The 26,650-nt window shown below is 68.1% G+C and carries 26 protein-coding genes; 5 read left to right on the top strand and 21 right to left on the bottom strand.

Features of this window, described 5'->3' with window-relative positions; genetic code table 11:
* Positions 1–286 precede the first annotated feature (286 nt).
* From ACWGR4_RS01790 to ACWGR4_RS01780, 3 genes are all read right to left on the bottom strand, one after another.
* Positions 287–1,879 carry a succinic semialdehyde dehydrogenase gene (locus tag ACWGR4_RS01790; protein WP_452128267.1) on the bottom strand — a complete coding sequence of 531 codons (1,593 nt, stop codon included), beginning with the start codon at positions 1,877–1,879 and terminating at the stop codon, positions 287–289.
* A 14-nt stretch (positions 1,880–1,893) separates the two neighbouring features.
* On the bottom strand, positions 1,894–2,811 hold the full coding sequence (locus ACWGR4_RS01785) for an acetoacetate decarboxylase family protein (protein ID WP_452128266.1): 918 nt from the start codon (positions 2,809–2,811) through the stop codon (positions 1,894–1,896).
* A gap of 186 nt (positions 2,812–2,997) precedes the next feature.
* Positions 2,998–3,972 carry an alpha/beta hydrolase gene (locus ACWGR4_RS01780; RefSeq protein ID WP_452128265.1) on the bottom strand — a complete coding sequence of 325 codons (975 nt, stop codon included), beginning with the start codon at positions 3,970–3,972 and terminating at the stop codon, positions 2,998–3,000.
* A gap of 231 nt (positions 3,973–4,203) precedes the next feature.
* On the opposite strand from ACWGR4_RS01780, the gene ACWGR4_RS01775 reads away from it, so the two are divergent.
* Positions 4,204–5,268, top strand: a complete 1,065-nt coding sequence (locus ACWGR4_RS01775) for a DUF3533 domain-containing protein (protein ID WP_452128264.1) — start codon at positions 4,204–4,206, stop codon at positions 5,266–5,268.
* A gap of 21 nt (positions 5,269–5,289) precedes the next feature.
* On the opposite strand, the gene ACWGR4_RS01770 is transcribed toward ACWGR4_RS01775, so the two are convergent.
* Positions 5,290–6,369, bottom strand: coding sequence for an NAD-dependent epimerase/dehydratase family protein (locus ACWGR4_RS01770; protein ID WP_452128263.1), 1,080 nt, complete (start codon positions 6,367–6,369; stop codon positions 5,290–5,292).
* 172 nt (positions 6,370–6,541) lie between these two features.
* The gene (locus ACWGR4_RS01765) at positions 6,542–7,501 is read right to left on the bottom strand and encodes an NAD(P)H-quinone oxidoreductase (RefSeq protein WP_452128262.1); all 960 of its coding nucleotides are present in this window, start codon (positions 7,499–7,501) and stop codon (positions 6,542–6,544) included.
* Positions 7,502–7,947: 446 nt separating this feature from the next.
* On the opposite strand from ACWGR4_RS01765, the gene ACWGR4_RS01760 reads away from it, so the two are divergent.
* A complete protein-coding gene (locus tag ACWGR4_RS01760; RefSeq protein ID WP_452128261.1) occupies positions 7,948–8,370 on the top strand; it encodes a hypothetical protein in 423 nt (140 codons plus the stop codon).
* 398 nt (positions 8,371–8,768) lie between these two features.
* Here the strand turns inward: ACWGR4_RS01760 and ACWGR4_RS01755 are convergent, their stop codons facing one another.
* Together ACWGR4_RS01755 and ACWGR4_RS01750 are read right to left on the bottom strand one after the other, a co-directional pair.
* The gene (locus ACWGR4_RS01755) at positions 8,769–9,176 is read right to left on the bottom strand and encodes a response regulator transcription factor (protein ID WP_452128260.1); all 408 of its coding nucleotides are present in this window, start codon (positions 9,174–9,176) and stop codon (positions 8,769–8,771) included.
* Positions 9,177–9,302: 126 nt separating this feature from the next.
* Complete coding sequence (locus ACWGR4_RS01750; RefSeq protein WP_452128259.1) at positions 9,303–9,716, bottom strand: ATP-binding protein; 414 nt, start codon at positions 9,714–9,716, stop codon at positions 9,303–9,305.
* Positions 9,717–10,111: 395 nt separating this feature from the next.
* On the opposite strand from ACWGR4_RS01750, the gene ACWGR4_RS01745 reads away from it, so the two are divergent.
* From ACWGR4_RS01745 to ACWGR4_RS01735, 3 genes are read left to right on the top strand one after another with little or no spacing between them, the layout of a single operon-like run.
* A complete protein-coding gene (locus ACWGR4_RS01745) occupies positions 10,112–10,918 on the top strand; it encodes a helix-turn-helix domain-containing protein (protein ID WP_452128258.1) in 807 nt (268 codons plus the stop codon).
* The gene (locus ACWGR4_RS01740) at positions 10,915–11,124 is read left to right on the top strand and encodes a DUF397 domain-containing protein (protein WP_452128257.1); all 210 of its coding nucleotides are present in this window, start codon (positions 10,915–10,917) and stop codon (positions 11,122–11,124) included. Before ACWGR4_RS01745 ends, ACWGR4_RS01740 begins: the two co-directional genes overlap by 4 nt.
* A gap of 52 nt (positions 11,125–11,176) precedes the next feature.
* Positions 11,177–12,013: an alpha/beta hydrolase gene (locus ACWGR4_RS01735; protein WP_452128256.1), complete on the top strand. Its 837-nt coding sequence runs from the start codon at positions 11,177–11,179 to the stop codon at positions 12,011–12,013.
* On the opposite strand, the gene ACWGR4_RS01730 is transcribed toward ACWGR4_RS01735, so the two are convergent.
* The 14 genes from ACWGR4_RS01730 to ACWGR4_RS01665 all read right to left on the bottom strand — a co-directional run bounded on the left by ACWGR4_RS01730 (position 12,000) and on the right by ACWGR4_RS01665 (position 26,374).
* Positions 12,000–13,286, bottom strand: coding sequence for an XRE family transcriptional regulator (locus ACWGR4_RS01730; RefSeq protein ID WP_452128255.1), 1,287 nt, complete (start codon positions 13,284–13,286; stop codon positions 12,000–12,002). The genes ACWGR4_RS01735 and ACWGR4_RS01730 overlap by 14 nt on opposite strands.
* A 182-nt stretch (positions 13,287–13,468) precedes the next feature.
* Positions 13,469–14,224, bottom strand: coding sequence for a 3-deoxy-manno-octulosonate cytidylyltransferase (gene kdsB / locus ACWGR4_RS01725; RefSeq protein WP_452128254.1), 756 nt, complete (start codon positions 14,222–14,224; stop codon positions 13,469–13,471).
* Positions 14,225–14,272: 48 nt separating this feature from the next.
* On the bottom strand, positions 14,273–15,394 hold the full coding sequence (locus tag ACWGR4_RS01720; protein ID WP_452128253.1) for an adenosylhomocysteinase: 1,122 nt from the start codon (positions 15,392–15,394) through the stop codon (positions 14,273–14,275).
* 28 nt (positions 15,395–15,422) lie between these two features.
* Positions 15,423–16,415 carry an NAD-dependent epimerase/dehydratase family protein gene (locus tag ACWGR4_RS01715; protein WP_452128252.1) on the bottom strand — a complete coding sequence of 331 codons (993 nt, stop codon included), beginning with the start codon at positions 16,413–16,415 and terminating at the stop codon, positions 15,423–15,425.
* A gap of 38 nt (positions 16,416–16,453) precedes the next feature.
* Positions 16,454–17,290 (bottom strand): phosphotransferase, encoded by an 837-nt coding sequence (locus tag ACWGR4_RS01710; protein WP_452128251.1) that lies wholly within the window; start codon positions 17,288–17,290, stop codon positions 16,454–16,456.
* Complete coding sequence (locus tag ACWGR4_RS01705) at positions 17,287–17,937, bottom strand: histidine phosphatase family protein (protein ID WP_452128250.1); 651 nt, start codon at positions 17,935–17,937, stop codon at positions 17,287–17,289. The genes ACWGR4_RS01710 and ACWGR4_RS01705 overlap by 4 nt, the downstream gene beginning before the upstream one ends.
* Entirely contained in the window at positions 17,934–18,476 is a 543-nt protein-coding gene (locus ACWGR4_RS01700; protein WP_452128249.1) for a hypothetical protein, read from the bottom strand. The genes ACWGR4_RS01705 and ACWGR4_RS01700 overlap by 4 nt, the downstream gene beginning before the upstream one ends.
* Positions 18,477–18,673: 197 nt before the next feature.
* Positions 18,674–19,519 (bottom strand): class I SAM-dependent methyltransferase, encoded by an 846-nt coding sequence (locus tag ACWGR4_RS01695; RefSeq protein WP_452128248.1) that lies wholly within the window; start codon positions 19,517–19,519, stop codon positions 18,674–18,676.
* Positions 19,520–19,562: 43 nt separating this feature from the next.
* Entirely contained in the window at positions 19,563–20,072 is a 510-nt protein-coding gene (locus tag ACWGR4_RS01690) for a topology modulation protein (protein WP_452128247.1), read from the bottom strand.
* Between the two features lie 93 nt (positions 20,073–20,165).
* Positions 20,166–21,221, bottom strand: a complete 1,056-nt coding sequence (locus tag ACWGR4_RS01685; RefSeq protein ID WP_452128246.1) for a glycosyltransferase family protein — start codon at positions 21,219–21,221, stop codon at positions 20,166–20,168.
* A complete protein-coding gene (locus ACWGR4_RS01680) occupies positions 21,218–22,957 on the bottom strand; it encodes a carbamoyltransferase family protein (protein WP_452128245.1) in 1,740 nt (579 codons plus the stop codon). The genes ACWGR4_RS01685 and ACWGR4_RS01680 overlap by 4 nt, the downstream gene beginning before the upstream one ends.
* Complete coding sequence (locus ACWGR4_RS01675; RefSeq protein WP_452128244.1) at positions 22,954–23,913, bottom strand: thymidylate synthase; 960 nt, start codon at positions 23,911–23,913, stop codon at positions 22,954–22,956. Before ACWGR4_RS01675 ends, ACWGR4_RS01680 begins: the two co-directional genes overlap by 4 nt.
* Entirely contained in the window at positions 23,910–25,691 is a 1,782-nt protein-coding gene (locus tag ACWGR4_RS01670; RefSeq protein ID WP_452128243.1) for a hypothetical protein, read from the bottom strand. Before ACWGR4_RS01670 ends, ACWGR4_RS01675 begins: the two co-directional genes overlap by 4 nt.
* Complete coding sequence (locus tag ACWGR4_RS01665) at positions 25,688–26,374, bottom strand: HAD family hydrolase (protein ID WP_452128242.1); 687 nt, start codon at positions 26,372–26,374, stop codon at positions 25,688–25,690. Before ACWGR4_RS01665 ends, ACWGR4_RS01670 begins: the two co-directional genes overlap by 4 nt.
* Positions 26,375–26,650: the final 276 nt, after the last annotated feature.

Here is a 26,650-nt window from a genome sequence, read left to right as displayed (position 1 = left end):
GAGATCCTCGCCCTGCCCGCCTTGGAAGCCGCAGCCGTGGGCCGCGCTCGGGTCCGGCCGACGGTTCATGTTCGGCGCACCGGACGGGTTCGGCGCGGCTCACGTCATCATCCGGCGAACCCCGGCCTCGGTCCTCGAAGCGGGGCGTTCGTGCGCCGGTGGTACGCCCTCGGTTCGGCCGTCGAGTCGTTGTCATGAGGGCTGTGGTGAATCGGGACGTGGTCACCGCCGCCGCGGTGACCACGCGGCCGGTGCCGTGGGTGCCGCGGCGGCGCTGCTTCGCAGGTCAGCGGACACGGGCGGCCTTCAGGACCTTCAACGCGCCGGTGAGCGCGGACGCCCAGGCTTCGGGTGAGACGCGTGCCGGCGGGGTGAAGCCCTGGATGCGCTGGTGGGCGACGGTTTGGGGTTCGGTGTACTTGAGGATTCCGTCGGCGCCGTGGCGGCGTCCGAGTCCGGAGTCGCCCATGCCGCCCATGGGGGCGTCGATGCTGCCCCAGGCGGCGGCGAACGCCTCGTTGACGTTGACGGTGCCGGCGTGGACGCGTGCGGCGACGGCCCTGCCGCGGGCGCCGTTGCGGGACCAGACGCTGGCGTTGAGGCCGTAGGGCGTGGCGTTGGCGCGCGTGATCGCGTCGTCGACGTCGCGGTAGGAGTAGATCGAGACGACGGGGCCGAAGGTCTCGTGCTCGTACACGGTCATGTCGGGGGTGACGTCGGCCAGGATCGTCGGTTCGTAGAACAGCGGCCCGAGGTCCGGGCGCGCCCTGCCACCGGCGAGGACGGTCGCGCCCTTGGCGACGGCGTCGTCGACGTGTGCGGTGACGGTGGCCAGTTGGGACGGGGTGGTCAGGCTGCCGACGTCGATGCCGTAGTCGTACGACGCGCCGAGCTTGAGCTTCCCGGTGCGGGCGACGAAGGCGGCGACGAACCGGTCGCGGACGGATTCGGCCACGTACAGCCGCTCGATGGAGACGCAGAGCTGGCCGGCCGAGGGGAAGCACGCGGCGACGGCGCCGTCGGCCGCCTTGTCGATGTCGGCGTCGTCGAGGACGATCATGGCGTTCTTGCCGCCGAGTTCGAGGGACGCGCCGATCAGGCGCGCCCCGGCGTCGCTCGCGATGCGGCGGCCGCTCGCGGTGGACCCGGTGAACATCATGTAGTCGGCGTTGTCCATCAGCGCGCCGCCGATGGAGCTGCCGCGGCCGACGACCATCTGCCACACATCGGCCGGCAGGCCGGCCTCGTGCATCAGGTCGAGCGCCCACAGTGCGGTGAGCGCGGTCTGGGTGTCGGGCTTCTGGACGACGGCGTTGCCGGCCATCAGCGCCGGGATGGCGTCGCCGGCGGCCATGCTGAGCGGGTAGTTCCACGGGGAGATGACCGTGACCACGCCCTTGGGGTGGCGCAGTTCGGTGGTGTGGGTGAGCACCGGGATCGCACCGCGGCGGCGCCTGGGCCTCAAGAGCTTGTCGGCGCCGCGCGCGTAGTAGCGGGAGGTGATGGCGATGTCGGTCACCTCCAGGAACGCGTCGCGGCGGGTCTTGCCGTTTTCCGCCTGCATGAGGTCCAGGGCCTGGTCCCGGCGGGCCAGGACCAGGTCGTGGAAGCGCAGCAAAATCCTCGCGCGCTCGCGCAGCGGTGTGGCGGCCCAGGCCCGCTGGGCGGTCCGGGCTCGGGCGAACGCGTCCTCGACGTCGGTCGGCGTGGACACGGGCAGGTCGGCGAGCGGGGCGCCGGTGTACGGGGCCTCGGTGGTGACCCGGGTCGCGTCCGCGGCCGCGGCAACGCGGCGGGTCAGGCGCCTGATCAGGTCCGGGGTCAGCGATGCGGGCAGGCGCGCGGTGTGGGTGTCGAGAAGGGCGTGGTCGGTGGACATAGGGGCTCCTGTGCCTAGCGGCGGGTCGGGACGGAGACGGGGACCGGCATGTGCAGGGCGAGTTGTCCCTCGGTCATGACGTCGAGCCGTACGGTCCTGGTGGGGTCGAGTGAGCGCAGGTCGTCGGCCATGCGGCCCTCCCCGACCTCCAGGACGAGGTCGCGGGGGCGGCGCCTGGTGCCCGCCGACAGCACGTTGGTCTGGCTGAAAGTGGAGTGCCACGCGCCGTTGATCGACGTGTACGAGGTCAGGGCCGAGACGCGCTCGCCGCTGGGATACGCGGTCTGGCGGGGGGTGGGCACCGAGAGCGAAACGTCGGTCCCGCCCGTGTCGTTGGCCACGCGCGCGGTCGTTCGTTCGGCGTCGATGTCGACGTCGAGTCCGGTCACCCACTTGGGGAAGCCGTAGCCGTCGTGCCCGCGGACCTGCGCGATCCGTGTGCTCACCGGCAGGGACAGCACGTACGAGTCGAGGTGCTCGTTCTTGAGGGCGGCGGCGAGGTCGACGAGTCCGAGCCCGCCGTGCCGGGCCGGTTTGACGGCGATTCCGACGGCGGCCTCGGTGTAGAAGTCGATGTCGCACACGTCGTAGCGGAAGAACATGACCGAGACCAGCCCGAAGCCCGGCGCGACCTCCAGCGGCGCGAGCTCGGCGGGCAGGCGCCCGCGGATCGCGCGGGAGCGGGCCAGCATCGTCAGCCGGGCCGTCGAGACCCGGTAGTAGAAGTTCGGGGTGAGCGTGCTGCCGATCGGCGAGTCGACGCGGGTCTTCGGCAGACGCCGGAAGAAGTCGACGCCGCCGACGCGGGGGTCGCGGGCGACCTCGTCGAGATCGGTGTCCATCCGGTACCGGTCGTACAGGCCGCCCTTGGGGACGGTGACGGCACGGCCGCCCAGATCGACCTCGACGGTGTCCTGCTGGGGCGATGACATCGGCTTACTCCTTCATATGTGAGCAGTGCATACATCAGATTAGCCGGGGATGTAAGCACCGTCAACAATGCGGTGGGCCCGGGACCCTGCGTCACCGGCCGAGAACGCGAAAGGGCCGGCCCCGCCCGCGCCACGTGGGCGCCGGCGGGCCCGGCCCGGTGTCTGTGCGAGGAACGCCGAGCCGCGTCAGCCGCCGTGCAGCGCGGTGCGCAGGGCGTCGACGGCGAGTGTGCGGGCGACGTTCGCGGCGCGGGTGTCGCGCAGGCTGTCCAGGAGGAGGAAGTCGTGGACCATGCCGGCCACGCGGACGGAGGTGACGTCGACGCCGGCTTCGCGCAGCCTGTTGGCGTACTGCTCGCCCTCGTCGCGCAGCACGTCGGCCTCGTCGGTGATGACCAGGGTGGTCGGGAGGCCCTTGAGCTGGTCGAGGCTCGCCCGCAGGGGGGAGGCGTGGTGTTCGGCGCGTTGGGCGGGGTCGGTGGTGTAGGCGTCCCAGAACCACTTCATGCCGTCGCGGGTGAGGTAGTAGCCCTCGGCGAACTGCAGGTACGACGGGGTGTCGAAGTCGGCGTCGGTCACCGGGTAGAGCAGGACCTGGGCCTTGAGGTCGATGCCGCCGCGTTCCTTGTTCATCAGCGCGAACACCGTCGACATGCAGCCGCCGACCGACTCGCCGGTCACCGCGATCCGCGAGGTGTCCAGACCGTGCTCAGCGCCGTGCTCCAGGACCCACTGCCCCACGGCGTAGTTCTGCTCGATCTGGGTGGGGTACTTCGCCTCCGGCGCCCTGTCGTAGACCGGGAAGACACCGGCGGCGCCCGCGCCGACGGTGAGTTCGCGGAAGAGGCGGTCGTGGGTCTTGTCGTCGCCGAAGACCCAGCCGGCGCCGTGGATGTAGAACACCACCGGCAGCGCACCGGTGGTTCCCTTGGGCCGGATGATGCGGGTGCGGACGGTGCCCCACTCGCCCGCGTCCACGTCGACCCACTCCTCGTCGACGTCCGGGCGGGGCACGCTCGGGTCGCTCTGCAACTCCAGCAGGATCTCGCGCCCCTTCTCGGGGGGTACCTCGTAGATCCGGGGATGCGGGTCGGTCGCCGCGCACAACTCCCGGGCGGCGGGTTCGAGGTAGGGCGTGATCGGCGGGGGAAGCGGGGTCATGTCGGCTCCAATCACGGGCACCTGCGTGCCTTGGAAGGTGCGGCCCGCCCGCACGGCTGCGGTCGGCGGCCCGCGGGACGAGGCCCTCTCGACCAATCCTGGTGCGCGGCCCGCGCACCGCAACCCGACGCGAAGGCTCCACGCCGCCGACCGTCCCGTTCCCCGTTGCGGCGTGCACCCATTCGGCCGCCCGGACCTGCGTATCGGAGCATCGCGCCGGACCGTGGGGACATGACACAGAGTGTGTGGGCCGAGGTGAAGGACGCCGTCACCCCACGCGCCACGGTATTGGTGATCGGCGTGATCGCCCTCCAGATGCTGTTCATCGCCTCCTACGTGGGGGCGCTGCACGACCCCAGGCTCAAGGACGTGCCCTTCGGAGTCGTGGCGCCGCGGGCAGCGGCGGAGCAGACCGTGGCGCGTCTCGACAAGCTGCCGCGCTCGCCGTTGGACCCGCGCGCGGTGGCCGACGAAGCAGCCGCCCGGAAGCAGATCAAGAATCGGGATATCGACGGCGCCCTCGTGGTGAACCCGGCCGGCACGACCGACACTCTGCTGGTCGCCTCCGGCGGCGGCAAAGCCCTCGCCCTCGCCCTGGACGCGCTGACCGCGACCGTGGACCGGACGCAGGGTCGCACCGTCCGCACGGTCGACGTGGCGCCGGCCTCGTCGCACGACTTCAACGCCCTGTCGGCCTTCTACCTCGTCATCGGCTGGTGCGTCGGGGCCTACCTGTGCGCGTCGATCCTGGCGATCAGCGCCGGCGCACGCCCCGCCAACCCCACCCGCGCAGCGACACGGCTGGGCACGATGACGCTCGTCGCGATCGCCGGCGGACTCGGCGGCGCGGTCATCGTCGGACCGATCCTGGGGGCCCTGCCGGGCAGCGTGGTGTCCCTGTGGTGGCTCGGCACGCTGATCATCTTCGCGGTGGGGTCCGCCACCCTCGCCCTCCAGGGACTCTTCGGCATCATCGGCATCGGCCTGGCCATCCTGCTCGTGGTCATCGCGGGCAACCCGAGCGCGGGCGGCGCCTTCCCTCAACCGATGCTGCCGCCGTTCTGGCAGGCGATCGGCCCGGCCCTGCCACCGGGGGCGGGCACCTGGGCGGCCCGCTCGATCGCCTACTTCCACGGCAACGCCACGACCTCTTCCCTCCTGGTCCTGTCGGCCTGGGCGCTCGGCGGAATCCTCGTCACCATGCTCGCCGCCGTCCTGAGGCAGCGGCGCACAGCAGCCCCGGGCGCCCCGGCGACGGAACCCGGCAACCGCCGCGACGGGCACACCGGCGGGTAGCAGACCCGCGGCAGAGCGACGCTACCGGCGCCGGGCGCCCGGCCGATCCAGTTGGCCGAACATGTCCTCGATGGACTCCTGCGCAGGCCGGTAGCGCACACCGAGCGCCCGGCGACTCCTGGTGGTGTCGGCGCGCAGGTGAAAGCCGATGTTGCGGCGCAGGTACGCCCGGTCGAGTCCGGCCGCCGGGGCAACCGCGACCGCGACGGACTTGGGGAGCGCACGCCGCGGCAGCGCGTACCGCGACCCGTAGGCGGGCAGGAGCCTGCGCCCGAGGTCGACGGTGTCGGTGCTCTCCGCGACGACGAGATGACGCCCCTGCGCGTCGGGCAGGAACGCGGCCGCGAGGTGCGCGTACGCCACCTCGCGCACGTCGACGACGGCCAATGCAACGCGGGGAGCACCGAAGCGCACCGCGGCGCCCGCCATCTGCCGGGCGATGGTGAAGCTCTCGCTGGTCGGGTCGGGGTTCAAAGCCGGCCCGACCACCAGGCCCGGGTTGATCACGACGAGGCGCCATCGGTCCTGCGCCTCCGCGATGCGCCACGCCTCCTGCTCGGCGAGGGTCTTGGAGTAGCTGTAGGGCTCGCGGGTCAGCGACGAGGTCGTGTTCCAGACCTCCTCGGTAACGATCCGGCCCGGCAGGTGCACGATGTCCTGGGCGTCGCCGATCATCGCCGCGATCGAACTGGTCAGCACCACCCGCTCGACGCCGGGCACCGTGTCCGCGGTGCCGAGCACGTTGCGTGTGCCGCGTACGGCCGGGTCGACCAGATCGCGCTGCGGGTCCCGGACCACGCGAACGAACGGGGAAGCGGTGTGGATCACGATCCGGCACTCCTGCATCGCCGGGGCGTACGAGCCGTCCCGCAGCAGGTCGGACGCGAACAGGCGCAACGCCCCCGGCGCGGCGCCGGCAGCATCGAGCAGGTGCCGCACCTTCCCGGTGTTGCCCGGGTCCCGGACCGCCGCATGGACGGTGGCGCCGGCGTCGAGCAGGCCCTTCACGATCCAGCCCGCCACGTAGCCGGTGGCGCCGGTGACCAGGACCGGCGAACTCGTGTCGACGGGCAGACCGGCGAGGTCGATCCGGGTGTCCATGGGACTCCTTTCACCGCTTACGCGCACGTCGCGGCTGTTGGTTCCGCGCCGCCGCCACCGGGGCGGCCACGCCGCCACGGGATCGGGCCGCCGGGCCGGCACCGGACGGCGGCGCGGTCTGCGCCTCCGTCTCGGCGTCGGTCCCGACGCACCCCCGTCGGCACGGCGTGCCTCAGGCGTTCACCAGCACGATCTTGCCGGTGTGCCCACCCGACTCCATCACCCGATGCGCCTCGGCGGCCTCGGACATCGGCAGCGTCCGGTCGACGACCAGCCGCACGGCCCCGCTCTCGATCATCGGCCAGACGTGGCGCTGCACGTCCGCGACGATGGCGGCCTTCTGCGCCGCGGATCGGGTGCGCAACGTGGTGCCGAACACCGACACCCGCTTGAACACCAGCTCCGCAAGGTTCAGTTGACCCTCCAGACCGTCCTGCAGACCGATGACGACCAGGCGCCCGTCCGCGGCCAGCGAACGCACGTTGCGTTCGAGATAGCCGCCGCCGATCACATCGAGGATCACGTCGTAGGGACCGTGCTCGCCGAAGTCCTCCGTGCGGTAGTCGATCGTCACATCGGCGCCCAACTCCCGCGCCCGCGCCGCCTTCTCGGGCCCGCCGACCGTGGTCACCACACGGGCCCCGAGCGCCTTGGCGATCTGGATCGCGAAGGTGCCGATGCCTCCGCCCCCGCCGTGCACGAGGAGCGTCTCCCCCTTCTTCAGCCCCGCGGTCATGACCAGGTTGGACCACACCGTGGCCGCCGCCTCGGGCAGGGCCGCCGCCTCGACCAGGCCGACGTTCCCGGGCACCGTCAGCAGTTGCCCCGCCGGAACGGCCACCCTCTCGGCGTAGCCGCCCCCGGTCAGCAACGCGCACACCTCGTCGCCGACCCGCCAACCGGTCACGTCCTCACCGACGGCGCCGATACGGCCCGAGACCTCCAGGCCCGGATACGGCGACGTGCCCGGCGCCAGCGGATACAGCCCCCACCGCTGCATGACGTCCGCCCGGTTCAGAGCACCGGCCGCCACCTCGACGACGACCTCCCCCGCCGCCGGCACGGGATCGTCGACGTCGATCCACTCCAGGACCTCCGGGCCTCCCGGCTCCTTGATCGATACAGCCTTCATGGCACTCCGTTCACACGACCTGTGAAGGGCTCACTCCCAAGTCGAGGCGAACACGGCCGCACGCCCCCGTCAAAACGTGCACGCGTCGCCCGCCCGGACCGCGGGGCCGTCACCGCGGTTCCCGGCGATCCACGCCTCGAGGAGGATCGCCGCAAGCCCAATGTATGCAGTGCTTACACTACGGGTCGAAGTATGCACCGTCAACATCGGTGGGCGATCCCGCGCAGATTGATCTTCGAGAAACCCCCGTCCCGAAACTCAAGGCGTGAGGAGCTACGCGCCAGCCGCATCCCGCGGGCCGCCTCGACGACGGGACGCGGTAACTCCCGGACGAGGGGCGGCAGCGCGAGTACATCCGCGGCCGCTCCCTCGGATGCCATGAGTCCGCCCACAGGTGTGGCAAGACCATCGGCGGTGCGAGTGTCACCGACGAGGACATGCCGTCCATGGCTCTCCATCTGCATGACCAGGAGATGAGCCTGTGCGACATCGCCGAGCAGCTCGTCTGCGCCCGGGCGGGCGGTGCCGGCCGAATCTACCGAAGTATCCCCGCCGATCTGTCGGAAGTGCGAGGTCTACGCACCGGTAGGAGGCATGACGCTGATCTCGTGGGCGAGTTCAATGAACAAGTCGGTGTTCCGCAGAATCAGACGAGCGGTCAAGTAGCGCTGGAAAAGCAAACGGCATACCCGGATACCAGCGGGGCCTGTTCGGATAAGCCGGTCGTGGCGGGCCAGGCGCTTCGCCGTGATCAGGTGCGTGAGGTTCTGCTCAAGAAGTCGGGCCCGGGTCGGGTAGCGGCTGCCGAGCCACGGCAGGATCAAGTGGCTTGGCATGAGTTCCCACACCACGGTGTCCTGTGGCCCTGATCTGCCGACGACCGTGACCAAGTGTGCGATTCGTGCAGCCTGTTCGGGCCGTCGGGGCCGGGCGGGGCTGGTTACGCACGGGATCCTGAGGCCGCAGGCGGCGCGTTGGGCGCGAAGGTGGGCGGAGTAGAGCAAGGCCAGGCCCGAGCGTGCCGGCGGGACACCGGGCGGTAACAGGGTGATGGCCTGGACACGGGGGCCGGTGAACTCGAAGACAGTCCTGCTCTCGGGCCGTTCCGAAGGAGTGTGGACGGACACGGAGGGCGTCCACCCCGCGGCGGATTCGTCTTCGGGTCGAGTAAGTACCAGGATTCGCGTGCGCGGAGCGAATGTCTGCGTTGGTGGCGGGATTTCAGGGATCTCGCGGTGGGTGAACCACCGCTCGCCGTGCCATCCCTTCATCGCTTCCCCCTGCCAGGGGGCTCCGCGATGTCGTCGAGGGTGATGATCCCCATGCGTAGTCCGGTGACGGTTGCGGATGTGCGGTTGTCGACGTTGAGGCACGTGAACAAGCGCTTGATGTGACTCTTCACAGTGTGCGGGGCAATACCCAACGCGGTGCCGATCTGGCTGTTGGTCGCGCCGCGGGCGATGCCCACGAGGATCTGTAGCTGGCGGGCGTTCAGCTTCGGCGCCCGGCCGTACCGGCACAGGGGCGGGACGATGGACTCGGCGGAACGTGCGGCTTCGTACGCCAGGATCCCGACCTGTTCCGTGGTGAGCGGCAACGCCTTGAGACGCGCGGTGCCAAGCAGGGTGCGGAATATGCGGACCCGCAGTTCGGGCGCGGGAGCGGTACGAGGCATTGCTGCTGTCTCCTTCGACGAGCGTGGAGTGGAGCAAGGCGGGGCGGGCAATCCTGTGGGCCGTTGGGGGAACGGTGGTTCGCCTCGCCCCGCCTTGCCGCTTGTGGTCGCCGCCGGATCGCGAGGTCAGATGTGACTGTGATCCGAGGCGGGGCTCGGTGGGAGCTTGAACGCGACGGCGACGGTCTTGCCGTGCGGTGAGATTCGATAGTCGAAGCACGCCGACAGGGCTTTGACGATGGCCAATCCCCGGCCGCGTTCTGACAGTTGATCGCCCGGGGAAGAGTCCGGGAGGCGGCAGGGAAAGCCGTCTCGGACGCGGATCCACAACAGGTCCCCGTGCCGCGCGATGGACATTTCGAAGCCGCCCCGATGGCCGGCGTGCTGGACGGCGTTTGCGGTCAACTCCTGCACGACCAGCTCGGGTTCCGAGCCGTCGATGCCCACCGCTGCGCAGATGAGGCTCACCCGCTTGCGGGCCTCGACAACGGAGGAGAGGTCGGGCGGCAGGGAAACGACGGCTGATTCGAACTCGGCCAAGGCGACCTCCTGTTGCTGGAAGCGCGTAACACCTGAAGGCCGTACCGCGTGCCCTGGTCGAGCGATCGACCGAGCGGCGACGTCGGATACGCCCGCAGCGACCCTGCCTCCGGAATCAAGCAATGCGCCGTCCGCAGGCCGCATGCATGCTCACGGCTGCTCGATGTGAGTCAGCGTGAACGTCTACCAACACAGTGTCAGTGAGATGTGCCTCATGCAATGTGCATGGCGTTATTAACGCAAGATCTTTGTGCCCTCAGTAGGATCCGGAGTCGCGACCCTCGACAGGGGTTCGCTTGCTGGGCCATGCGCCGCCAGACACACTGTCGGCAGACCTTCGAGGGGGTGTATCCGTGACCACGGGGTCACCTACCGTGCGGCGCCGCAGACTTGGCTTGGAGTTGCGCCGCATTCGCCTTGCTGCCGACCTGACGCTGGAAAGCGTCGCCGCCCGGCTCGGCTGGAGCCACACCAAGGTTTCGCGTCTCGAAACCGGGCAGGGTCGTGTTTCTCAAACGGACGTGGACGCGTTGGCCCGGCTGTACGCGACCGGCGACGACATGCACCAGGCGCTGGTCACCCTCGCGCGCGAATCGCGGGCCAAGGGATGGTGGCACGACCATGCGAGTGCCGTGCCGAAGTGGTTCAACTTCTACATCGGTCTGGAGGCGGCCGCCGAGGATCTGCGCAACTACGAAGCGGAGTTCGTCCCAGGCCTCTTGCAGACCGAGGACTACATCAGGGCGCTGTACCGAGCGGTTCGTCCACGCCCGGAGGACGAGGTCGATCGACTCATCCGGGTACGGCTCGAACGTCAGCGGATTCTGGTTCGCGACGACCCGCCCACGCTCTGGGCCGTCATCAACGAAGCGGTGATCCGCCGAGCGATGGGCGATCCCCACGTCATGCGCGACCAGTTGACGCACCTCGTGGAGATGAGCGAGCTCCCGCACATCACGCTGCAGGTCTTGTCGTTCGCCGCGGGCGGGCACGCCGGTATGGACGGCGCGTTCATGATGCTCGGGTTCGAAGGCGATGATTCCGGGGTGGTCTATCGGGAAAGCATCACAGACGCCGCGTACGTCGAAGATCCCGACGGCGTCGCGCTCTACACGGCCGCCTTCGATCAGATGCGCGACCGCGCCCTCGATCCGGCGGCATCGCGAGACATGATGACCGCAGCGGCCACGGAGTTTCGATGATCGATCCCGAACACACCATCGCACCTGTCGGCGAGGGGTGGCGGACCAGCAGCCACAGCAGCGCCAACGGCGGTCAATGCGTGCAAGTCGCCCTTGTGGCCGCAGAGATACGGATCCGAGACTCCAAGACGCCGGACCTGGGCCACGCCGTGTTCTCACCGGCCGCCATGGGTCTGTTCCTGTCGCGGGTATACCCGGCCTGCTGACCCTGTCCACACCTCGGCCTTCGGGTCGAACTTCGCTTGCGGAGGTCTTCCGATGGCTCGCCCAGGTACCGCGTCCACCGACCCGCACGTGACCTTCCGAAGCCTGGACGGTCTTCGTCTCCAGGGCACGCTGGTGCGCCCGGATCGAGATCCCTTGGGCGCCGTGGTGCTGGTGCACGGCGGCGGCGTCACCCGCGAGGAGGGCGGGTTCTTCGGTCGTCTCGCCGATGGGCTCGCGGAAGCCGGCTTCGCCTCCCTGCGGTTCGATCTCCGTGGGCACGGAGAGAGCGCCGGCAGGCAGGAGGACCTGACCCTGTCCGGGATCGTCAACGACATCCGGGCCGCCGTCGACGTCGCGAACGAGGCGGCCGGCGATCGGGTACACCTGATCGGAGCCAGCTTCGGCGGCGGCGTCAGCGCGCTCTACGCCGCCCGCCACCCCGGCGCGCTGCGCAGCCTGATCCTGTTCAACCCGTTGCTCGACTACAAGAAGCGCTTCGTCACGGACAAGCCCTACTGGCACGACGACCACATCGACGGCGACGCCGGCCAGGCGTTGACCGAGCGCGGATTCGTACCCCATTCGCCGACGTTCCGACTCGGACGTCCGCTCCTGAACGAGGTGTTCCACCTTCGCCCGCACGACGAACTCGGCGCGATCGGCATCCCGACGCTCTTCGTCCACGGGACCGGTGACACCTTCATCCCCGTCGACAGCTCGCGGCGATACGTTCGCGAACTCGGTGGAAAGGCGGAACTTGTCGAACTGGACGGCGCTCAGCACGGGTTCGCGGTGCACGATGATCCCGGCTACGCCGACCCGCAGACGCAGCACTGGCAGGCACAGGTGGTGGAGACCGTCGCCGAGTGGGTGACTACCCACCGCTGACGACCATCGGCTCCGCCTCGACCTGCGCCCGCAGTTCGCGAACGCTCGCGTGCGAACGCCAAGGTTCCAGGTGGCTTAGCAGACGCACCAACTCCCGGTACGTGCGGACGGAACCCGACGCGCCGGCGATGGTGAGTGCTTCGTGGCCCGCCTCGACCGCCCGAGCCGGCTCGCCCGCGGCGGCCAGGGTGCCGGCCATGAGAGCGAGGAAGTACCCGTAGTCGCGGCGGGAGAACGCCTGCGGTGTGAGGTGGGAGTGGTAAACGTCGGTAGCCCGTCGCGGGTTGCCGGCCTCCGCCAGACAGATCGCCTTCTGCACACCGAAGAGGGCCGGGGCGTAGTGCGGGCTCAGGGCCGAGGCGGCGCCGGCTTGCCGATCGGTGTGGCGGGTGAAGAGTTCCTGGGCTTTGTCGAGCTTGCGCTCCACCGCGTCCAGGTCACCGGTGAGCATCGCGTGCGCGCGAGCCTCTTGGAGAGCGGCCTCGGCAAGAACCGCCGGCGGCAACAGCCATGGCCCTGTTTGCACGGCCTCTGCGAGTTCCCGCATCAGTTCGGGATTCCGTTCGTCCCACGCGGCCTGCGCCTGTTTCAGCAGGACGTATCCCTGCAACGGCTCCGCCTCGGCCGCTCGCGCCCATTCGAGCGCCTGACCTCGCCACGACTCGGCAAGTCGGGGTTGGCCCGTGTCGCGGTAGAGCCATCCGGCGAACTCGGCTGCCAGAGTTCCGACTATGAGCAGGTCCGCTCGGACGTTTGCCTTGACGTGCTCGACCGTCGCGGTTACCGCTGCGATCAGGCCCAACACGGCGGGGAGCGTTCGTCGCGGGCCGCTCGCGCCGTCGTCGAGAGCGCAGGCCGAAAGCCTCTCTCGGAAGTACCCCACCACATCGTGGTCGAGGTATCTCCGAGCGTCGTCGAGTGCCGCGGCGATGTGTCGGAGATCGCCGATGTCGAGGGCGGGAAAGGGCGCCTGCGCATGAGTCTGTGCGCCGGGCTCTGCGGGGGCACGTGCGGGCGTACTGAACAGAGACTCGACGTCTTCGCCGAGTAGTTGCTCCAGAACGCGGCACGCATCCGTCCGTGGAACTCCGTCGAGGTCACCGGCCAGCCATCGTGCATACGTGCGACGCGAGACCTCAAGGTTCTTCAGACGCGGCTCCGCCTCACGTGCGGCCAGCTCTGCGGCGGCACGTGCGAACTGCGTGCAGAAGGAGTCGTAGGTCTGCCATCGGCGTTCCTGCAGGAGCTGTCGGAAGCGCGTGGTCGGAGCCATCACCGATTCCCTCCGGCGGAGAGCAGAGAGACGAGATCCGCCAGGCTCTTCAGGTCCGTGCACCCGGTTGGGGCGAGGAGGCACCTGCTCGCTTCGCCACGATAGGAGCCTGACGCAGCGTCGTCACGTTCATTGGACAGGATCGCTCGGCAGGCTTGGGCCTACCGGAGTGCTGCCGCGGATCAGCGCTGTGGCTTCAGCAGCAACTCGGCTCGGCTCAGGTCCTCCGGTGTGTCGACGGCCATGCCGATGTCCTGGACGACGAGCATCCGTACCCGATGCGAATGTTCGAGGAAGCGGAGCATTTCGATGCCCTCCGCCCGTTCCAGTGGGCCCTGCTTCAGGTTCTGGAAGGACGCCAGGCCCTCGGCCGTGAATCCGTAGAGTCCGAGCTGCCTCAGGTAGCACGGACGATCATCCCTCGGATATGGAATCGGCTGCCGGGAGAACATGAGGGCGGAACCGTCGATTCCCAGAACGACCTTGACGGCGTTGTGATCGACCAAGGTCGCCGGATTGTCGATGGGCGCACATGCGTTGACGGCGGAGACGCCCGGGCCCACTTGGCTCAGGCAACGCGATACCGCGTCGATCGCCGCGGGGTCGATGAACGGTTCGTCGCCTTGGACGTTGATGTAGGCGTCGGCATCGAGGTATCCCGCGCACTCGGCAACGCGGTCGGTTCCGGTGGCGTGTGTGCCGGTCATCAGGCAGGTGATGGCGAACTTCGCGCAGACATCCGCGATGCGTTCGTCGTCCGTGGCCACTACGACCTCGTCCAGGCGGGTGGCTTGCCGACATCGCTGGTGGACATGCCACAGCAAGGGCCTTCCGCCCAGATCCGCCACGGGCTTTCCGGGGAATCTGGAGGATCCCCAACGGCATGGGATGACGGCCACGTGGCGTTGACGGCGTGCCGGCCCTGACACCTTGCTCATGGGCACCTTTCCCCGTACGTATTCGGATGGTTGGGCTTCGTGCTTCCGTCACCTCGTGAAGCTGTCGAGCCAGACCGTGGAGATGATCCGGCGCCGGCAGGGTGAGAGCTCGTGCAGGCCGGGAGGGATATCACCGGTGACGATTTCTGCCGTGGCGGCGAGGATCTCGGCCTGGATGAGGTGGATGAACGTGCCGACGGACGCTCCGTGCAGAAAATTGACCGCGCCGCCGTCGGCAAGCAGGTAGAAATAGTGGCCTGTGACGTCGTAGCGCGTGAGATGTGGTCCGACAGTGATGCGCCGATAGAGACCATCGAGGGACGCGAGGTCGAGTTCGTCTTCGGACGAGGTGACCGAGGCGACGTAAGCGCCGTTCCGCAGGGAGTGGAAGTCGGCCTGGCGAAGTGCGAGGTTGCCGGTTGCGCACAGCACGACTCCGGCATCGCGGATCGCCTCAGTGCACGAGTTCGTGACTCGGAACCCCTGGGCAAGGGCTTGGACTCGTTTGACGGGGTCTTCGTCGTAGACCGTTACCCGTAGGTCCTGCGCGTGCAGGGTGCGGGCGATGGAGCGTCCGACCTTCCCGTAGCCGATGACGCAGGCATCACGACTGGTGAGGATGTCGCCCCGAGAGCGGACGAGTGCTTCGGTGGAGAAGACGATCGACCGGCCGACGAGGTCGTCCTCGCACTCCTTCAAGGGCGAGCGAGCCACGGAAAAGACCGGACATGGCAGTCGATCAAGAGATGTGTATCGCCGATGACCGTTCTCCGTGTCCTCCACGACGCCGAGGATCCGGCCGGAGAATTTCTCGACCAGGGCGTCGAGAACAGGAGCGAAGTAGCCACCGACGTCGAGGAGAACGATCTCGCGCTCGGCCGCCCGGTCTTCGAGGAATTCCAAGGCGCTGCCCGGGTCCGCGAACAGGCCCCGGCTGAGCGGGTAGACCGGGTGGCAGGAGCGCACCTCTGCGAGCGGCTGAACCATCACCGAGCGCGGCTTGGGCAAAACGGCGACCACATCGGTCATTCGAGCCAGCGCGCGCAGAAACACCGGGCGCTCGGGAAGTACGTGGGTAATGACGAGGCAACTGGCTTTGGACGGTGCTGCGAAGCGCTCGGTGATCCGCTGAAAGAAGGTGTCGAGGCGAGCGATCTCGGGCATTTCCACGACGACTCCCGGATGCGTACTCGAAGCCTCAGACTGCGGTCGGTTGGGTCGCTGTGGTGAGGGCGTGCAGCTGATGCCGCATACCCGCGGGAAGATCGACCCGGGGCCGCCAACCGAGCCTTGAACGGGCGCGTCGGAGATCGGCGAGGGTCACGGGGACGTCGCCGTTGCGGGTGCTCCGGGATTCGATGATGATCTCGCGGCCGGTGAGCAGCCGCGCGAGGTCGATGACATCACGCAGCGATGCGCCTGTGCCCGCGCCGACGTTGACAATCCCCCTGGCCGTGGACCGGGTGCCGGCCGCGATGGTCGCGGCGACAACGTCATCCACGTACGTGAAGTCGCGTCGTTGACGACCATCTCCGTACAACCGGAGCGGATTACCGGTGAGGGCGGCGGACAGTGCTCGGTGGACGAACATGTCGGTGCGTTGCCGGGGGCCGTAGACGGTGAAGTACCGCAGTGCCACGACACGGGTCGGGCAGTCCGGGCGAGCCGCATGAGCGAGGCACAACTGTTCCTCGGCCAGCTTGGTGACCGCGTACGGCGAGGCGGGATGCGGATGGTCCCTCTCGACACTGGGCCCCCTCGTAGCCCCGTAGACGCTGGACGACGAGGCCACGACCACACGCGGGACCCGTAGCCTGGTGGCCGCTTCCATGATCCGTTGCGTGGCGAGGATGTTGCAGCCCACGTACTCGGCGAACTCGGGTCCCCAGGAGGAGCGGACACCAGGGATGCCGGCAAGGTGGTAGACCGCGTCGGCGTCGACCAGAAGCGGCTCGATGGCGCAGGTCAGCAGGTCTGCCGTGATGGCGATGTACCCGGGCCGACCGGCCAACGACATGAGGTTGGCCGCAGCCGCCGGATCCGTCGTCGGATCGCGGCGGTCGACGCCGATGACGACTGTGCCGGCCTTGAGCAGGGCGTCGGCAAGGTGCGAGCCGATGAAGCCGGCAGAGCCGGTGACGACCGCTCGACGTGGCGCCGCCTGGGTCGTGGAACGTGGTGTGTCAAGCACTGGGTTCTCCGGACGGGAGTGAGGCAGAGTCGAAGGGGTCACATCAGGAGGTCGAGGATTGCCCGGCCCCGAGCGCTCAGCGTGTGGTCGGCTTCCTCGTGGCCGCGCACGAGGGCAGTGGCGGCCTCGATCGCTCCGAAGCGGTTCAGCAGACGTTGCTCGGGTTCGGTGAGCTGCCGTCCGTAGCCCTCGAAGAAGGCAAGACGTAGTCGCGGTGTTGCGGCCCATTGCCGGAATTCGAGTCGGGCGAAGTCGCGTATTCGGGCGTCCGGTCGCATGTGCTCGAAGTCGAGGACCCGAAAGACCTCCCCGAGTAGCCAATTCCGGGGCTGATAGTCCAAGTGGCAGACCGCACCGGAGATTTCCGAAGTCGCTAACTCGGTCGCGATGACGCGGAGATGGCGGGCTTCTGCGGACGTGAGCAAAGCAAGTCCTGCCGCTCGGTCGATCCACCCTTCGAGGCGCCCTGCGAGCATTGATCCGAGCATGCCCTTGGCGTCGAAGGCGGTCGAGTCGTGTAGGACGCGCAGGGTCGCTCCTGCGGCCTCGTAGGCCTGCCGGAGATCCCTGGAACCAGAGGCCAAGACGTCGCCGCGCGTTCCGGGGAGAGCCGTGAGCAGCAACGTGTGGCTTGCTTCGTCATGGGCGACGAGCCGCGGTGCGTGGTGCGCGAGATGCCGAGCCCAGGTCATGTAGGCGCGTACCTCTTGGGTGAACCGATCAGGCCGATGATGCTGCTTGGCGATGTATTGGGTGCCTTCGACATCTACAAGCCGCAGTACGTGAGAGGGCAGCGTGAGGTCGTCGATGACGTGGACGGCGCCGAGGGTTCGCCGGCCCAGCGCAAGCCGCGGCTCGGGGGAGGTTGCCTTCATGACGAACTCGTTGTCTTCGGGAGATGACCGGTGTCGTTGTGTCGGTCGAGGACCCAGCGCTGTTGTCCGAGGCGATTGCGGTGGCGCTGCCAGCGGGTGAGTGAACCGTGCGAGATGGTGAAACCCGTGGTGGTTCCGGGAGCCAGACCGAGCAGGAGGGCATGGGCAGAGAGGATGGTCTCGCCGTGGGCGGCCAGCAGCAAACGATCGCCGTCGTGCCGGATGACGAGTTCGTGAAGGAAGCCGCAGGATCGGCGTAGATACCCGTTCCACGTTTCCGAGCCGACGGCCCAGGCCCGGTCGGGGTGCATCTCCGGTCCTCCGTCGGCGGCGGTCTTCACGTCGTACCAGGACCTGCCGTCCGCCTCACCGTGAACCGGCCCGTCCAGGCCGGATTCGACGGTGAGCGGGAGGTCGAGGTGTCGAGCGAGGATCCGGCCGCTGTCTCGAAGGCGCAGCCGCGGCCCGCTGTACAGGGCAGCGAAAGGCCGCTGCCTGTGCTCGGTGGCCAGGTGGATCGCGGTTGATTCCATCTGGGCCCGCCCGAGGGCGGTGAGGCCAGTGCAGGTCGCGGGCCCGCCGACGAGGCCGTCGACGTTGCACTGGGCCTCGCCGTGGCGGACGAGGACGAGTTCGGTGGTGATCACGCACCCTCCTGAGCCGGATGACGGTAACCCCCGCGACCCATGTAGGGGGCCGTGAGCGCGGCGTGCAGGGCCAGGAAGCCCTTCAGATCGGCTCGGGTCGTGTGGCCGAGGCGAGAGGCGTGTCCGGCTGCGGCGTTGTTGTACCTGCTCAGGGCCTCGTCGATCTCGGCTTGCGAGAGTGCGCCGTGTGTCATGGCGAGCGTGGTGATCAACTTGGCCAGGTCGTAGCCGAACGGTGCGAGAGTCAGGTCGTCCGTGTCGACGGTGTAGATGGTGTTGTTCTCGGTGATCAGGAAGTTGCGCGGATTGCTGTCCTTGTAGAAGGCGGCTGGTCCGTCTACGGCGGCGCTCAACACCCCTATCAGGGCATCCCGGGCGTACTCGCCAGGCAGGTAGCCCTCCACCAACCTCGCGTGCAGGGCCGTCTCGCGGCAGCTGAGGAAGTCGGCGAGCGCCGAACCGCCGTCGAGGGGATGTGCGCTGTCCAGGCGGGCCCGGTGCAGCTCGGCGGCCCACGCTGCTCCGTGCGCGTCGCCCATGTGAGTGGCCAGACGAAGGAGATCCGGTGCGCTTGCGTGGCGGCCGTCGATGTACTCGAAGGCCAGGTCGGCTTGTCCGCTTGTGATGAGAGCCGGTAGGCGAAGAGGGGCCGCGTGGCGGACGAGCCAAGTGTGATGGAGCTCGGCCAACGCTCGCTTCTCGGCGCCGGCGAAGTACTTGACGAAGCGCTGGAGGGTCACGATCCACCGCCGAGCGGGCGGGCCACTACGTACGTGACGCATGAGGAGGTCGCAACGGGCCGGTCCGGGTGACGAGCGCGCAGTGCCGCAGCGAGCGCCTGTGGACTGCCGTACAGACCATCGGCGAGGTGATATTTGGGGTTCGTAGCCAGGTACTCGGCGGCGTGGTCGAGGTTGGCGAACGTGAATCGGTGCTTCTCGTGTTCGACCGCGACGACGTCCAGGTGGAAACGGGCGAGGTCGGCGAGGTTGGTGCTGTGGGCGGACGCGTAGAGGCTCCCATGTTGCTCGGCTGTCGGGTCGAGACCCGTTCGGGCGAGTAGCCAGTCCAACTCGCGGTAGCTGTCACGAGACTTCGTGACGAGCACTGCGACAGCCTTGTCCGCCAGCACCCGGGCGATCTGGGCGATCACCTGCTCGGGGTGGGGCGAGTGGTACAGACAGAAGGCGGCCACCGCCGCGGCGCAGCGGCCATCGGAGAGTGGCAGGCGGTGAAAGTCCGCTTGGACGAAGTCCACCTGAGTGTGTGGCCACGCTCCCACGCGACGCCGCGCCTCGTTCAACAAAGCGGGAGCAGCGTCGACACAGATCAGGCGGCGTGGTGCAAGGCGCTCGGCCAAAGCGCGGCTGCTCGTACCGCGCCCGCATCCGATGTCCACGATGGTGCCCGCTCGGGCCGCGCGAGTAGGCCGATGCGCCTTGATCAGGTCGGCGATGGTGGGAGCTACCGGACGTCCTGAAGTCTTCGCGCGCAACAGCGCCTGGGTCCGACCCGCGAGCCGGGCGGAGTTCCCATACAGCAGGTGCCGAAGATTCGGATCGAGGAAGGGGTTGGCCGTCATGGCTCCGCCCTCCCTGCCGTGGGAGCGGAGCGTTTCGATGCGGTCAGGCGGAGCGGGAGGCCAGACTCTCCAGCCACCGGCGGGTGTGCCGTCGGTTCGTGAGGAGGACGACGTCGGCGTGGCGGGCGAATGCGTCGATCTTGGCCAGCACACGTGGACGCATGCGGCGACGGTAGGTCGCCACGTACTTCAGGACGCCCCAGGTGATGCGGTTGTGGACACCGTTGCCTCGGTGTCCGGCGCCGTGCCGGACCTGCCGGGACAGGATGCCCCACAGCGCGGCGGGCGTGGAGACGTCCATCAGCACAACCGTGTCGCAGGCTTCGAGACGGATCTGCAGCGTCGAGTTGTAGTTGCCGTCGATCACCCAGGAGGGCGCGGCCACCAAGTCGTGCTGGAGAGCGGCGAACTTCTCCATGGGCAGCGGGTTCCACTCGTCGTCGAAGAACGCGGCGTCGAGGTGCGTCACCGGTGCGTGCAGAATCGCGCCCAACTGCCGGGCCAGGTGCGACTTGCCGCTTCCGCCACAGCCGATGACGGCGACCTTGTCCATGGTGCTCCAGGGTAGAGGGGTGGCCCGGTTCGATCGGCTCGCCGCCCGCGACACGTCCGGGTGATCGCACGCTGGTTACGCGCAGGGCTGCCTTCATCGAGCGACCTCGCGGTGTGAGGTATCGGCGGAGACGACGGCGTCGAGGATGCGTTCAAGGGCGTCCACCTGGCGGGTCAGGCGGAAGAGTTCGAGGCGGCGCACGCTCTGTGCGAGCAGATCGACGTGCCTGCAAGTACCGGCGATTTCGCGCAGGTACCGAAGACGTCGGATCACCTGGTCGCCGTTGTCGACGATCAGCGCCCCGGGAACGAAATGCTCGACAAGTGCGATGTGAGCGGGGGCCAGCGGCAGACATCCCGCCAGAACGGCCTCGAAGATGCGCTGGGTCATCTGACCTACGCGGGCATAGCGCTTCGGGAGCAGCAGAGTTGTGGCCAATGCCGTGCCGTAGAGACGGCTCACCTCGCCGAAGGGCACACGTCCGAGAAAGGTGACGTGTGGCCAGCGAGTGGTGGTGGACCACTTGCCCCCGACCCGGTGCTCGAAGACTGCGGCGGCCGGCGCCAAGAAGCGGTCGAAGTCGTCGTCGCGGTCGTATTGATTGCCGACGTAGGCCAGTGGAATCGGTCTCGGTGACGCTGCCAGAGCGCTGACATCGACGGCGTCCAGGAGCGCGTCGTCGACGGGGAAAAGCAGACGGTGAGCACCGGGACTCGGCAGAAGCGCGGCCTCGCACATCGCGACGTTGGGAAGTTGCCGCCAAACGTTGTCGGTGGCCAGCTGTCGGTCTTTGTCCCAAATGATCGTGGGAGTTCGACCCTGCCGGGTGTAGTGGTCGAGAAGCGTGGCCTGCCGGTGCAGGTCACATGTGTGGCCAGGGCTGCCGCAGGGGGTGGTGTTGCGTCCCGGGATCGGCCAGCGCCATTCGAGAAACAGCACGTCGATTTCGGGCAGGTCGGAGTCGAAGCTGTACGTGCCGCCGAGATCATCGCCGGATTCGACTCGGTCGCGGTTGGCCTGGAGAAATACGACGTCGTACCCGCGGGCGAGTAGTTCGTCGATCAGAGGCCGTCGGTGGCTGCGCCCTCCGTCCGGGGTGTCGGTGATACCGGTGCCGAGAAAGCCCCAGAAGCTGTAGCCGATCCTCATGACGTGATCCACCGTCCTTGCAGGAGGAGGCCGTCCAAACCGGAGGCGGCCAGACACTCCAAAGCCATGGCCGGTGTCCCGCAGATCGGCTTGCCCTTGACGTTGAGGGAGGTGTTGATCAGCACGGGAACACCGGTGCGATCGGCGAAGGCAGCGAGCACTTTGTGCAGAAACGGATTCTGCGCGGCGGTCACGGTCTGGACCCGAGCGGTGCCGTTCGCGTGCACGATTGCGGGAATACGTCGACGGGTTTCGGCAGTCACCTTCGAGGCCATCGACATAAACGGTGCGGCCTGGCCCAAGGTGAAGTACTCGGCGGCGTGGGACGCCGCGACCACGGGAGCGAACGGGCGGAAGGCTTCACGGAACTTCACGGTCGCGTTCAGCCGCTCGACCACCCCGGCCTCCAGCGGGGAGGCGAGGATCGAGCGATTGCCCAGGGCCCGGGGGCCGGCTTCGACTCTGCCCTGGAAGAGACCCGCAATCGTGCCACGTGCCAGCTGCTCGGCCAGAAACTCCGCTACGTCGCCGTTGGGCATGTGCTGGGTGAGCCCGGGCCATGCGGCAAGGTCGAAGTCGGGTGTAGGGAAAGCAGGGCCGAGGTAGCACGTTCCGGCGATTCCCGACAGCGGGTGAGGATTACCGCCATCGAGGTGGACCGCGGCGGCGGCACCGATGGCGGTCCCCGCGTCGCCCGGAGCCGGGGGCACGAAGACCTCGTCGAAGATCTGCTCGGCGATGATGCGCCCGATCGCGACGCAGTTCGTGGCGACGCCTCCTCCTACACACAACCGCGGTGAACCGGTGAGGGATCGTGATCGGCGAGCAAGATGCACCATGACCTCTTCGGTGCGCTCCTGAAGTGCGGCTGCCAGGTCCTTGTGTACGTCCTCGATTGGGGCACTCGGCAGCCGCCGCAGACACGTTGCCTCAACGAACGCGGTAGAGGTCCGCGCGTACCCGGAGGTCAGGACGCGCGGTGGGAGAAGGCTGGGATCGAGTGCGAATCCGTCGGACGTGATGGGGACGGCCCGTACGAACAGATCGCGAAACCTGCTCGGATCGCCGAGCGCGGCGAGGGCCATGACGGTGCCCTCCTCATCGCCGCGGCGCCACCCCAGATGTTCGGTGATCGCTCCGTACACGTAGCCGAGCGAGGCCGGGTCGCGCAGAGACTGCACCGTGCGGACGTCGGGGCGGCCGAGCACACGCTGGTGAGCGTGGCCGATGGTGGTCGTCTGTCGCTCACCGAGGCTGTCGACGACCAAAACGGCGGAGTCGTCCCACCCACTGGCTGCGAACGCGGCGAGTTGGTGGGTGCGGTGATGGAGCACGGCGGTGACGTCCGCCTCGGGGAAGCCCAGTTCGAGTTCCCGTACACGGCGGCGGGTGCGCAGCCCGACTTTCGCGAAGCCGACAGCCCGGGGAAGCGTGCGGGAGCGAGTGTGTCGCGATAGCGCGAAGCGCATGGTGGCGGGTACTTCGGCAAGGTAGTCGGCGGGACGGAAGTTGTAGGCAACGGCTTCGACGTCACCCGCCTTGATACCGGCCTCCGCGAGCAACCACTCGACGGCGTGGTGAGGGTAGGCGTGAGTGTGCTTGACCTCGGACAGGCGCTCCTCTTCGACGAAGCCGACCAACTCGCCATCGATCAGCAACGCGGCCGATGAGTCGTGGGTGAAGGCGCACATTCCGAGGACCACGGACGGCGCCTGCCGTTTCCCTTTTGCTGTCATGGGGTTCCTGCCGATCCGGCCACAGAGTTGCGTTCGGCGGTACGGAGCCGCAGTTGGCCATACCAAGCGGCCAGCGCGTCATCGAGTGGGCCGTGGATGGTCTCGGCGAGGGCCGTGGCTCGCTCGTGCATTCCGGCTTTCCACAGTCGGTAGCTGCGCATGGTCTTGGCCAGGTCGTCCCACCCCGGATGTCCGGTGGCAGCACCGGTTCGGACTCGTTTCAGCAGCGTGTCGAATCCCTGCCAGGGGGTGGTCAGTTCCGGCATTTCAGGGGCAGCGGTCAGGAACCCGAGCGCATCCGCATGTTCGATGTCGCGCTCGTAGATGTGGAGCGAATCGACGTGATGGTGGTAGTCGCCCAACTCGGCGTCCAGCCATCCGGCGACCAGTTCGTGCAGCGTGGTGAAGAAGAACAGGTCGTATGGCATGCCGATCCAGACGTCCTGGCCGCGCATGGTCGTGGACATCAGCAGGCGACCCTCGCGCAGGTGAAAGCGGAACCCGAGCGTGCACGGGACGTCGCTGTGGCCGGCGGTGTCCCGGCCGGGGTCGTACAGCTGGATGACGGCTCTGCGAGAGTCGGGATCGGCCTGGAGAATTTCGAGAACGCGACGCAACTGGTCCACGTAGCCATGCCAGTTACGCAGTCGTGGACCGTACGCTCCACGAAGCACACCGTCGTCGGCGTACTGGGCGAGCCGAGTGTTGTACTCGAAGATCCATGGATCGTCGGTCCCCGAGAGAATCCACACGGTTTCGGCCACTGCGAAGGCGGGGTTCAGCACACGGGCCGGTGGAGCGAGGAGAAGCCGTGCACGTGGGCGAGTCAGGCGCAGGTTCACGTCGAAAACTTCGCGAGTGGCCATCGCGCGCGGACTGACTCGTCGACCGTCCTTGGTCAGGGCCACGGCTCGGGTGAACAATTCAGCGACGCTGTCGGCCGCCAAGTTCGTCATCGGAATGAGCCTTCCTCGTCTTCGACTCGGTTTGATCCCGGCACAGAGCGAGTCCTCGGCTCGTAAGTGGGGGCGTACCTCGCACCGACCGCCGCAGGCTTCATGACCAGTTGAGCGATCGCAGCGGCGCTGTGACCGCGCCGGACACACACCGCATCGCGAGCCGCCGCAGCAACATGGGCTTCGCCGTCGACGACCTGATCGAGTGCCGCAGCGACATCGCTTGCCGTATGTGCGGAGCAAGCGGCCTCTTGCTCGGCCAGACGCAGCGAGCGTTCGCCGGCGAGACGCAGTTCCACGACGGGGACTTCGAGAAGGATGGCCTCGATGCCGCAGGTGGACGAAACACTGATCAAGGCGTCCGCGCCGGCCAGACAACCGCGCGCCCCGACAGCCGGATCGGCCAGGGCTATCGAAGGCTCTTCGAGCCGGCGCATCAGATCATCCAGAACGGCCCGGCTCTGGGCAGGGTGCGGCGCGACAACCAGGCCCCACGGCCGCTTCACACGCAGGAGCGCGTCCCGGATGATGTCGGCTTGGGCCTGAAGCCGCTGTGGGCTGAACGGTTGGCAGGCCCAGACTGCGATCCGCGGGGATTTGCCCGCGGGGCCGAGGCCCAAGAGCCTTTGCAGATAGTCGCGTTGCATGTCTCGATCGAGGAGATCCAGGCGGTCGAGGCGCGGCTGGCCCAAGGCGTGGATCTCTGCGTCCGGATGGCGAGCCCACGCCTTCGCCATGCGCACGTCGCGTCGACCCATCACGACGATTCGACGGCTGTGCAGCGCTTCCACCGCCACTGATCCGGGGACCCAGGCCCCGTGCTGGATCAGCGTGCTCGTGATCCCGCGACGTTCGGCCGCGTGGACAGCGATGGCACCCAAAGGGCTCGTGTCGTTGGCAAGCAGTAGGTGGTTGGGGCGGACCTCGGCGAGTAATTCGTCGAGCCATGCCTCGAAGGCCACTGTGGAGGCCCAGGACGGCTGGGTGCATCCGCCGGCACGCTCCAAGAGCGCGCCGGCGATTCCACCCAGCCTGTCCAGCAAGACGGCGTGTGGTCCGACCCTGACGGTGGCGTGTTCGCCGAATGGTGCCTGATCGACGGGCCACAGACGGGGGACGGTGCCGGAAATCGACAGGACATTCGTTGGCGCCGTCCATACGGTGATTGCCGGAGTCGAGGGGTTTGGACAGCGATCGCTCGCGTCGGTGGCGAGGTCGATGATCACGCTGGGCCGCCCGTGACGGCTCAACTCCTGCAGCACCGGCAGTAACGTCTCCGCGTGCCGGGAAGACCAGGACAGCGCCACCACGGCGTCGGAAGGCAGCCGCTCCGCGCCGATCGCGATCGTCTCGCACAGAGCATTCGGTAGAGGGGGCACGTGCGTGGTCCCAGTCGAGAGGGACGACCTTGCGGGCATGTACGGCGGGGGCGTTCCGAGGGCGAACGCGATGCCGGAGTCGGTGACGGTGTACGAGCGGTACTCCCGCGAACTGGTCGCGCGCAGAGCGATCAGGTCCTCGCCGCACACGGACGGCGTTGCACTCATCCGGACCGGCGGTACGTACGCGGCATCGAGTTCGAGGAGTTTGCGGACCAGTTGCGTAACCAGGCGACGGACAGGTACTTGGTGGATGTACAACCAGGAGGCTCCACCCGGCGTGGTGGCCTTTCGGGAGCTGTGCTCCCAGAAGGCGACCATCACCCTTTCAACATGCAGTTGCGTTCGCTTGGCGGTGACCTTCGGCGTCGAGGCGGGAGCGGGCCGCGGCCGGTTCATCCGAGATTTTCGGCGTTGAGGCGAGCATGCCCGCCAAGGGTCATGATGCGGAGGAGTTCCTGCGGGGATTTCGCGATGGCGGGGAGTGGTTCGTGGGCTTCGCCGAATCCCCAGGAGGCGTGGATGTACGCGATTCCCGCCCGACGTGCCGCTTCCTGGTCGACTCCCGTGTCACCGACGTACACGGCCGCAGACGGGTCGACGCGCAGGTCGAGCACTGCCAGAAACAGCGAATCCGGGGCGGGTTTTCCACGCTCCAGCCCGGGCGTTCGAATCGTGGAGAAGGGGCAGCCGAGCTGCACGAGGAGGGGCGCCGCTCGTCGCAACGGCTTGGAGGTGACCACGCCGAGGAGCCAGTCATCTGCGGCCAAGGCAAGTAGCGTCTCCGCGATGCCGGGGAAGGGACGCGCGAGGTGGGCTGCGGAGAGGGAAGCCCTGTCGTAGGTGGCCTGCAGCCGCTCGCCGTTCGGCAGATCAAGGAGCCTCATGATGTCCTCGAAGGGACGGCCCAGGTGCTGCGCGTACACCTCGAACGGCTCCCGCACACCGTGGTGTTCACAGACGGCGGACCACGCAGTACGCATTACGGGGAGGGTGTCGAGCAACACACCATCCAGATCCAACAGCAGCGCGCGCCGACCGTGAGGTGGCCTTGCGGCGAGGAGCTTGTCGATTGCGTGCACAGGCGCCTCCGTCAATGCGGAGCTGCCCGGTTATCCGTACTTCCGGACAGCTGCTCGTCGATGTCGTTGCGGTAGCCGTCCAAGCACGGCCTACCGGTGTCGAAGACATCCACGATCGACGTGTCCGAGTGGCGTCGACATGCCATCCCGGTGCCATTCGTTTGCCACTTCGCATCCACCGGCCGGCGCGACCCGACCAGTCGCGTGGAGCGGGGGAGCGCTTTCGGCGCGGCAGCCGGGCGCGGTGCAGGCGCGCATCGGACGGCTACGGGCCCT

This window comes from Embleya sp. NPDC055664 (genome assembly GCF_053618075.1).
This window is presented reverse-complemented; position numbering and strand designations above follow the sequence as displayed.

Excerpts from the sequence above, each read along its gene's own strand:
- ACWGR4_RS01790 (WP_452128267.1), bottom strand. The coding sequence starts at position 1,879 with ATGTCCACCGACCACGCCCTTCTCGACACCCACACCGCGCGCCTGCCC.
- ACWGR4_RS01785 (WP_452128266.1), bottom strand. The coding sequence starts at position 2,811 with ATGTCATCGCCCCAGCAGGACACCGTCGAGGTCGATCTGGGCGGCCGT.
- ACWGR4_RS01780 (WP_452128265.1), bottom strand. The coding sequence starts at position 3,972 with ATGACCCCGCTTCCCCCGCCGATCACGCCCTACCTCGAACCCGCCGCC.
- ACWGR4_RS01775 (WP_452128264.1), top strand. The coding sequence starts at position 4,204 with ATGACACAGAGTGTGTGGGCCGAGGTGAAGGACGCCGTCACCCCACGC.
- ACWGR4_RS01770 (WP_452128263.1), bottom strand. The coding sequence starts at position 6,369 with ATGGACACCCGGATCGACCTCGCCGGTCTGCCCGTCGACACGAGTTCG.
- ACWGR4_RS01765 (WP_452128262.1), bottom strand. The coding sequence starts at position 7,501 with ATGAAGGCTGTATCGATCAAGGAGCCGGGAGGCCCGGAGGTCCTGGAG.
- ACWGR4_RS01760 (WP_452128261.1), top strand. The coding sequence starts at position 7,948 with ATGGCTCTCCATCTGCATGACCAGGAGATGAGCCTGTGCGACATCGCC.
- ACWGR4_RS01755 (WP_452128260.1), bottom strand. The coding sequence starts at position 9,176 with ATGCCTCGTACCGCTCCCGCGCCCGAACTGCGGGTCCGCATATTCCGC.
- ACWGR4_RS01740 (WP_452128257.1), top strand. The coding sequence starts at position 10,915 with ATGATCGATCCCGAACACACCATCGCACCTGTCGGCGAGGGGTGGCGG.
- ACWGR4_RS01735 (WP_452128256.1), top strand. The coding sequence starts at position 11,177 with ATGGCTCGCCCAGGTACCGCGTCCACCGACCCGCACGTGACCTTCCGA.
- ACWGR4_RS01730 (WP_452128255.1), bottom strand. The coding sequence starts at position 13,286 with ATGGCTCCGACCACGCGCTTCCGACAGCTCCTGCAGGAACGCCGATGG.
- kdsB (WP_452128254.1), bottom strand. The coding sequence starts at position 14,224 with ATGAGCAAGGTGTCAGGGCCGGCACGCCGTCAACGCCACGTGGCCGTC.
- ACWGR4_RS01710 (WP_452128251.1), bottom strand. The coding sequence starts at position 17,290 with ATGAAGGCAACCTCCCCCGAGCCGCGGCTTGCGCTGGGCCGGCGAACC.
- ACWGR4_RS01700 (WP_452128249.1), bottom strand. The coding sequence starts at position 18,476 with ATGGGCGACGCGCACGGAGCAGCGTGGGCCGCCGAGCTGCACCGGGCC.
- ACWGR4_RS01695 (WP_452128248.1), bottom strand. The coding sequence starts at position 19,519 with ATGACGGCCAACCCCTTCCTCGATCCGAATCTTCGGCACCTGCTGTAT.
- ACWGR4_RS01690 (WP_452128247.1), bottom strand. The coding sequence starts at position 20,072 with ATGGACAAGGTCGCCGTCATCGGCTGTGGCGGAAGCGGCAAGTCGCAC.
- ACWGR4_RS01685 (WP_452128246.1), bottom strand. The coding sequence starts at position 21,221 with ATGAGGATCGGCTACAGCTTCTGGGGCTTTCTCGGCACCGGTATCACC.
- ACWGR4_RS01680 (WP_452128245.1), bottom strand. The coding sequence starts at position 22,957 with ATGACAGCAAAAGGGAAACGGCAGGCGCCGTCCGTGGTCCTCGGAATG.
- ACWGR4_RS01675 (WP_452128244.1), bottom strand. The coding sequence starts at position 23,913 with ATGACGAACTTGGCGGCCGACAGCGTCGCTGAATTGTTCACCCGAGCC.
- ACWGR4_RS01670 (WP_452128243.1), bottom strand. The coding sequence starts at position 25,691 with ATGAACCGGCCGCGGCCCGCTCCCGCCTCGACGCCGAAGGTCACCGCC.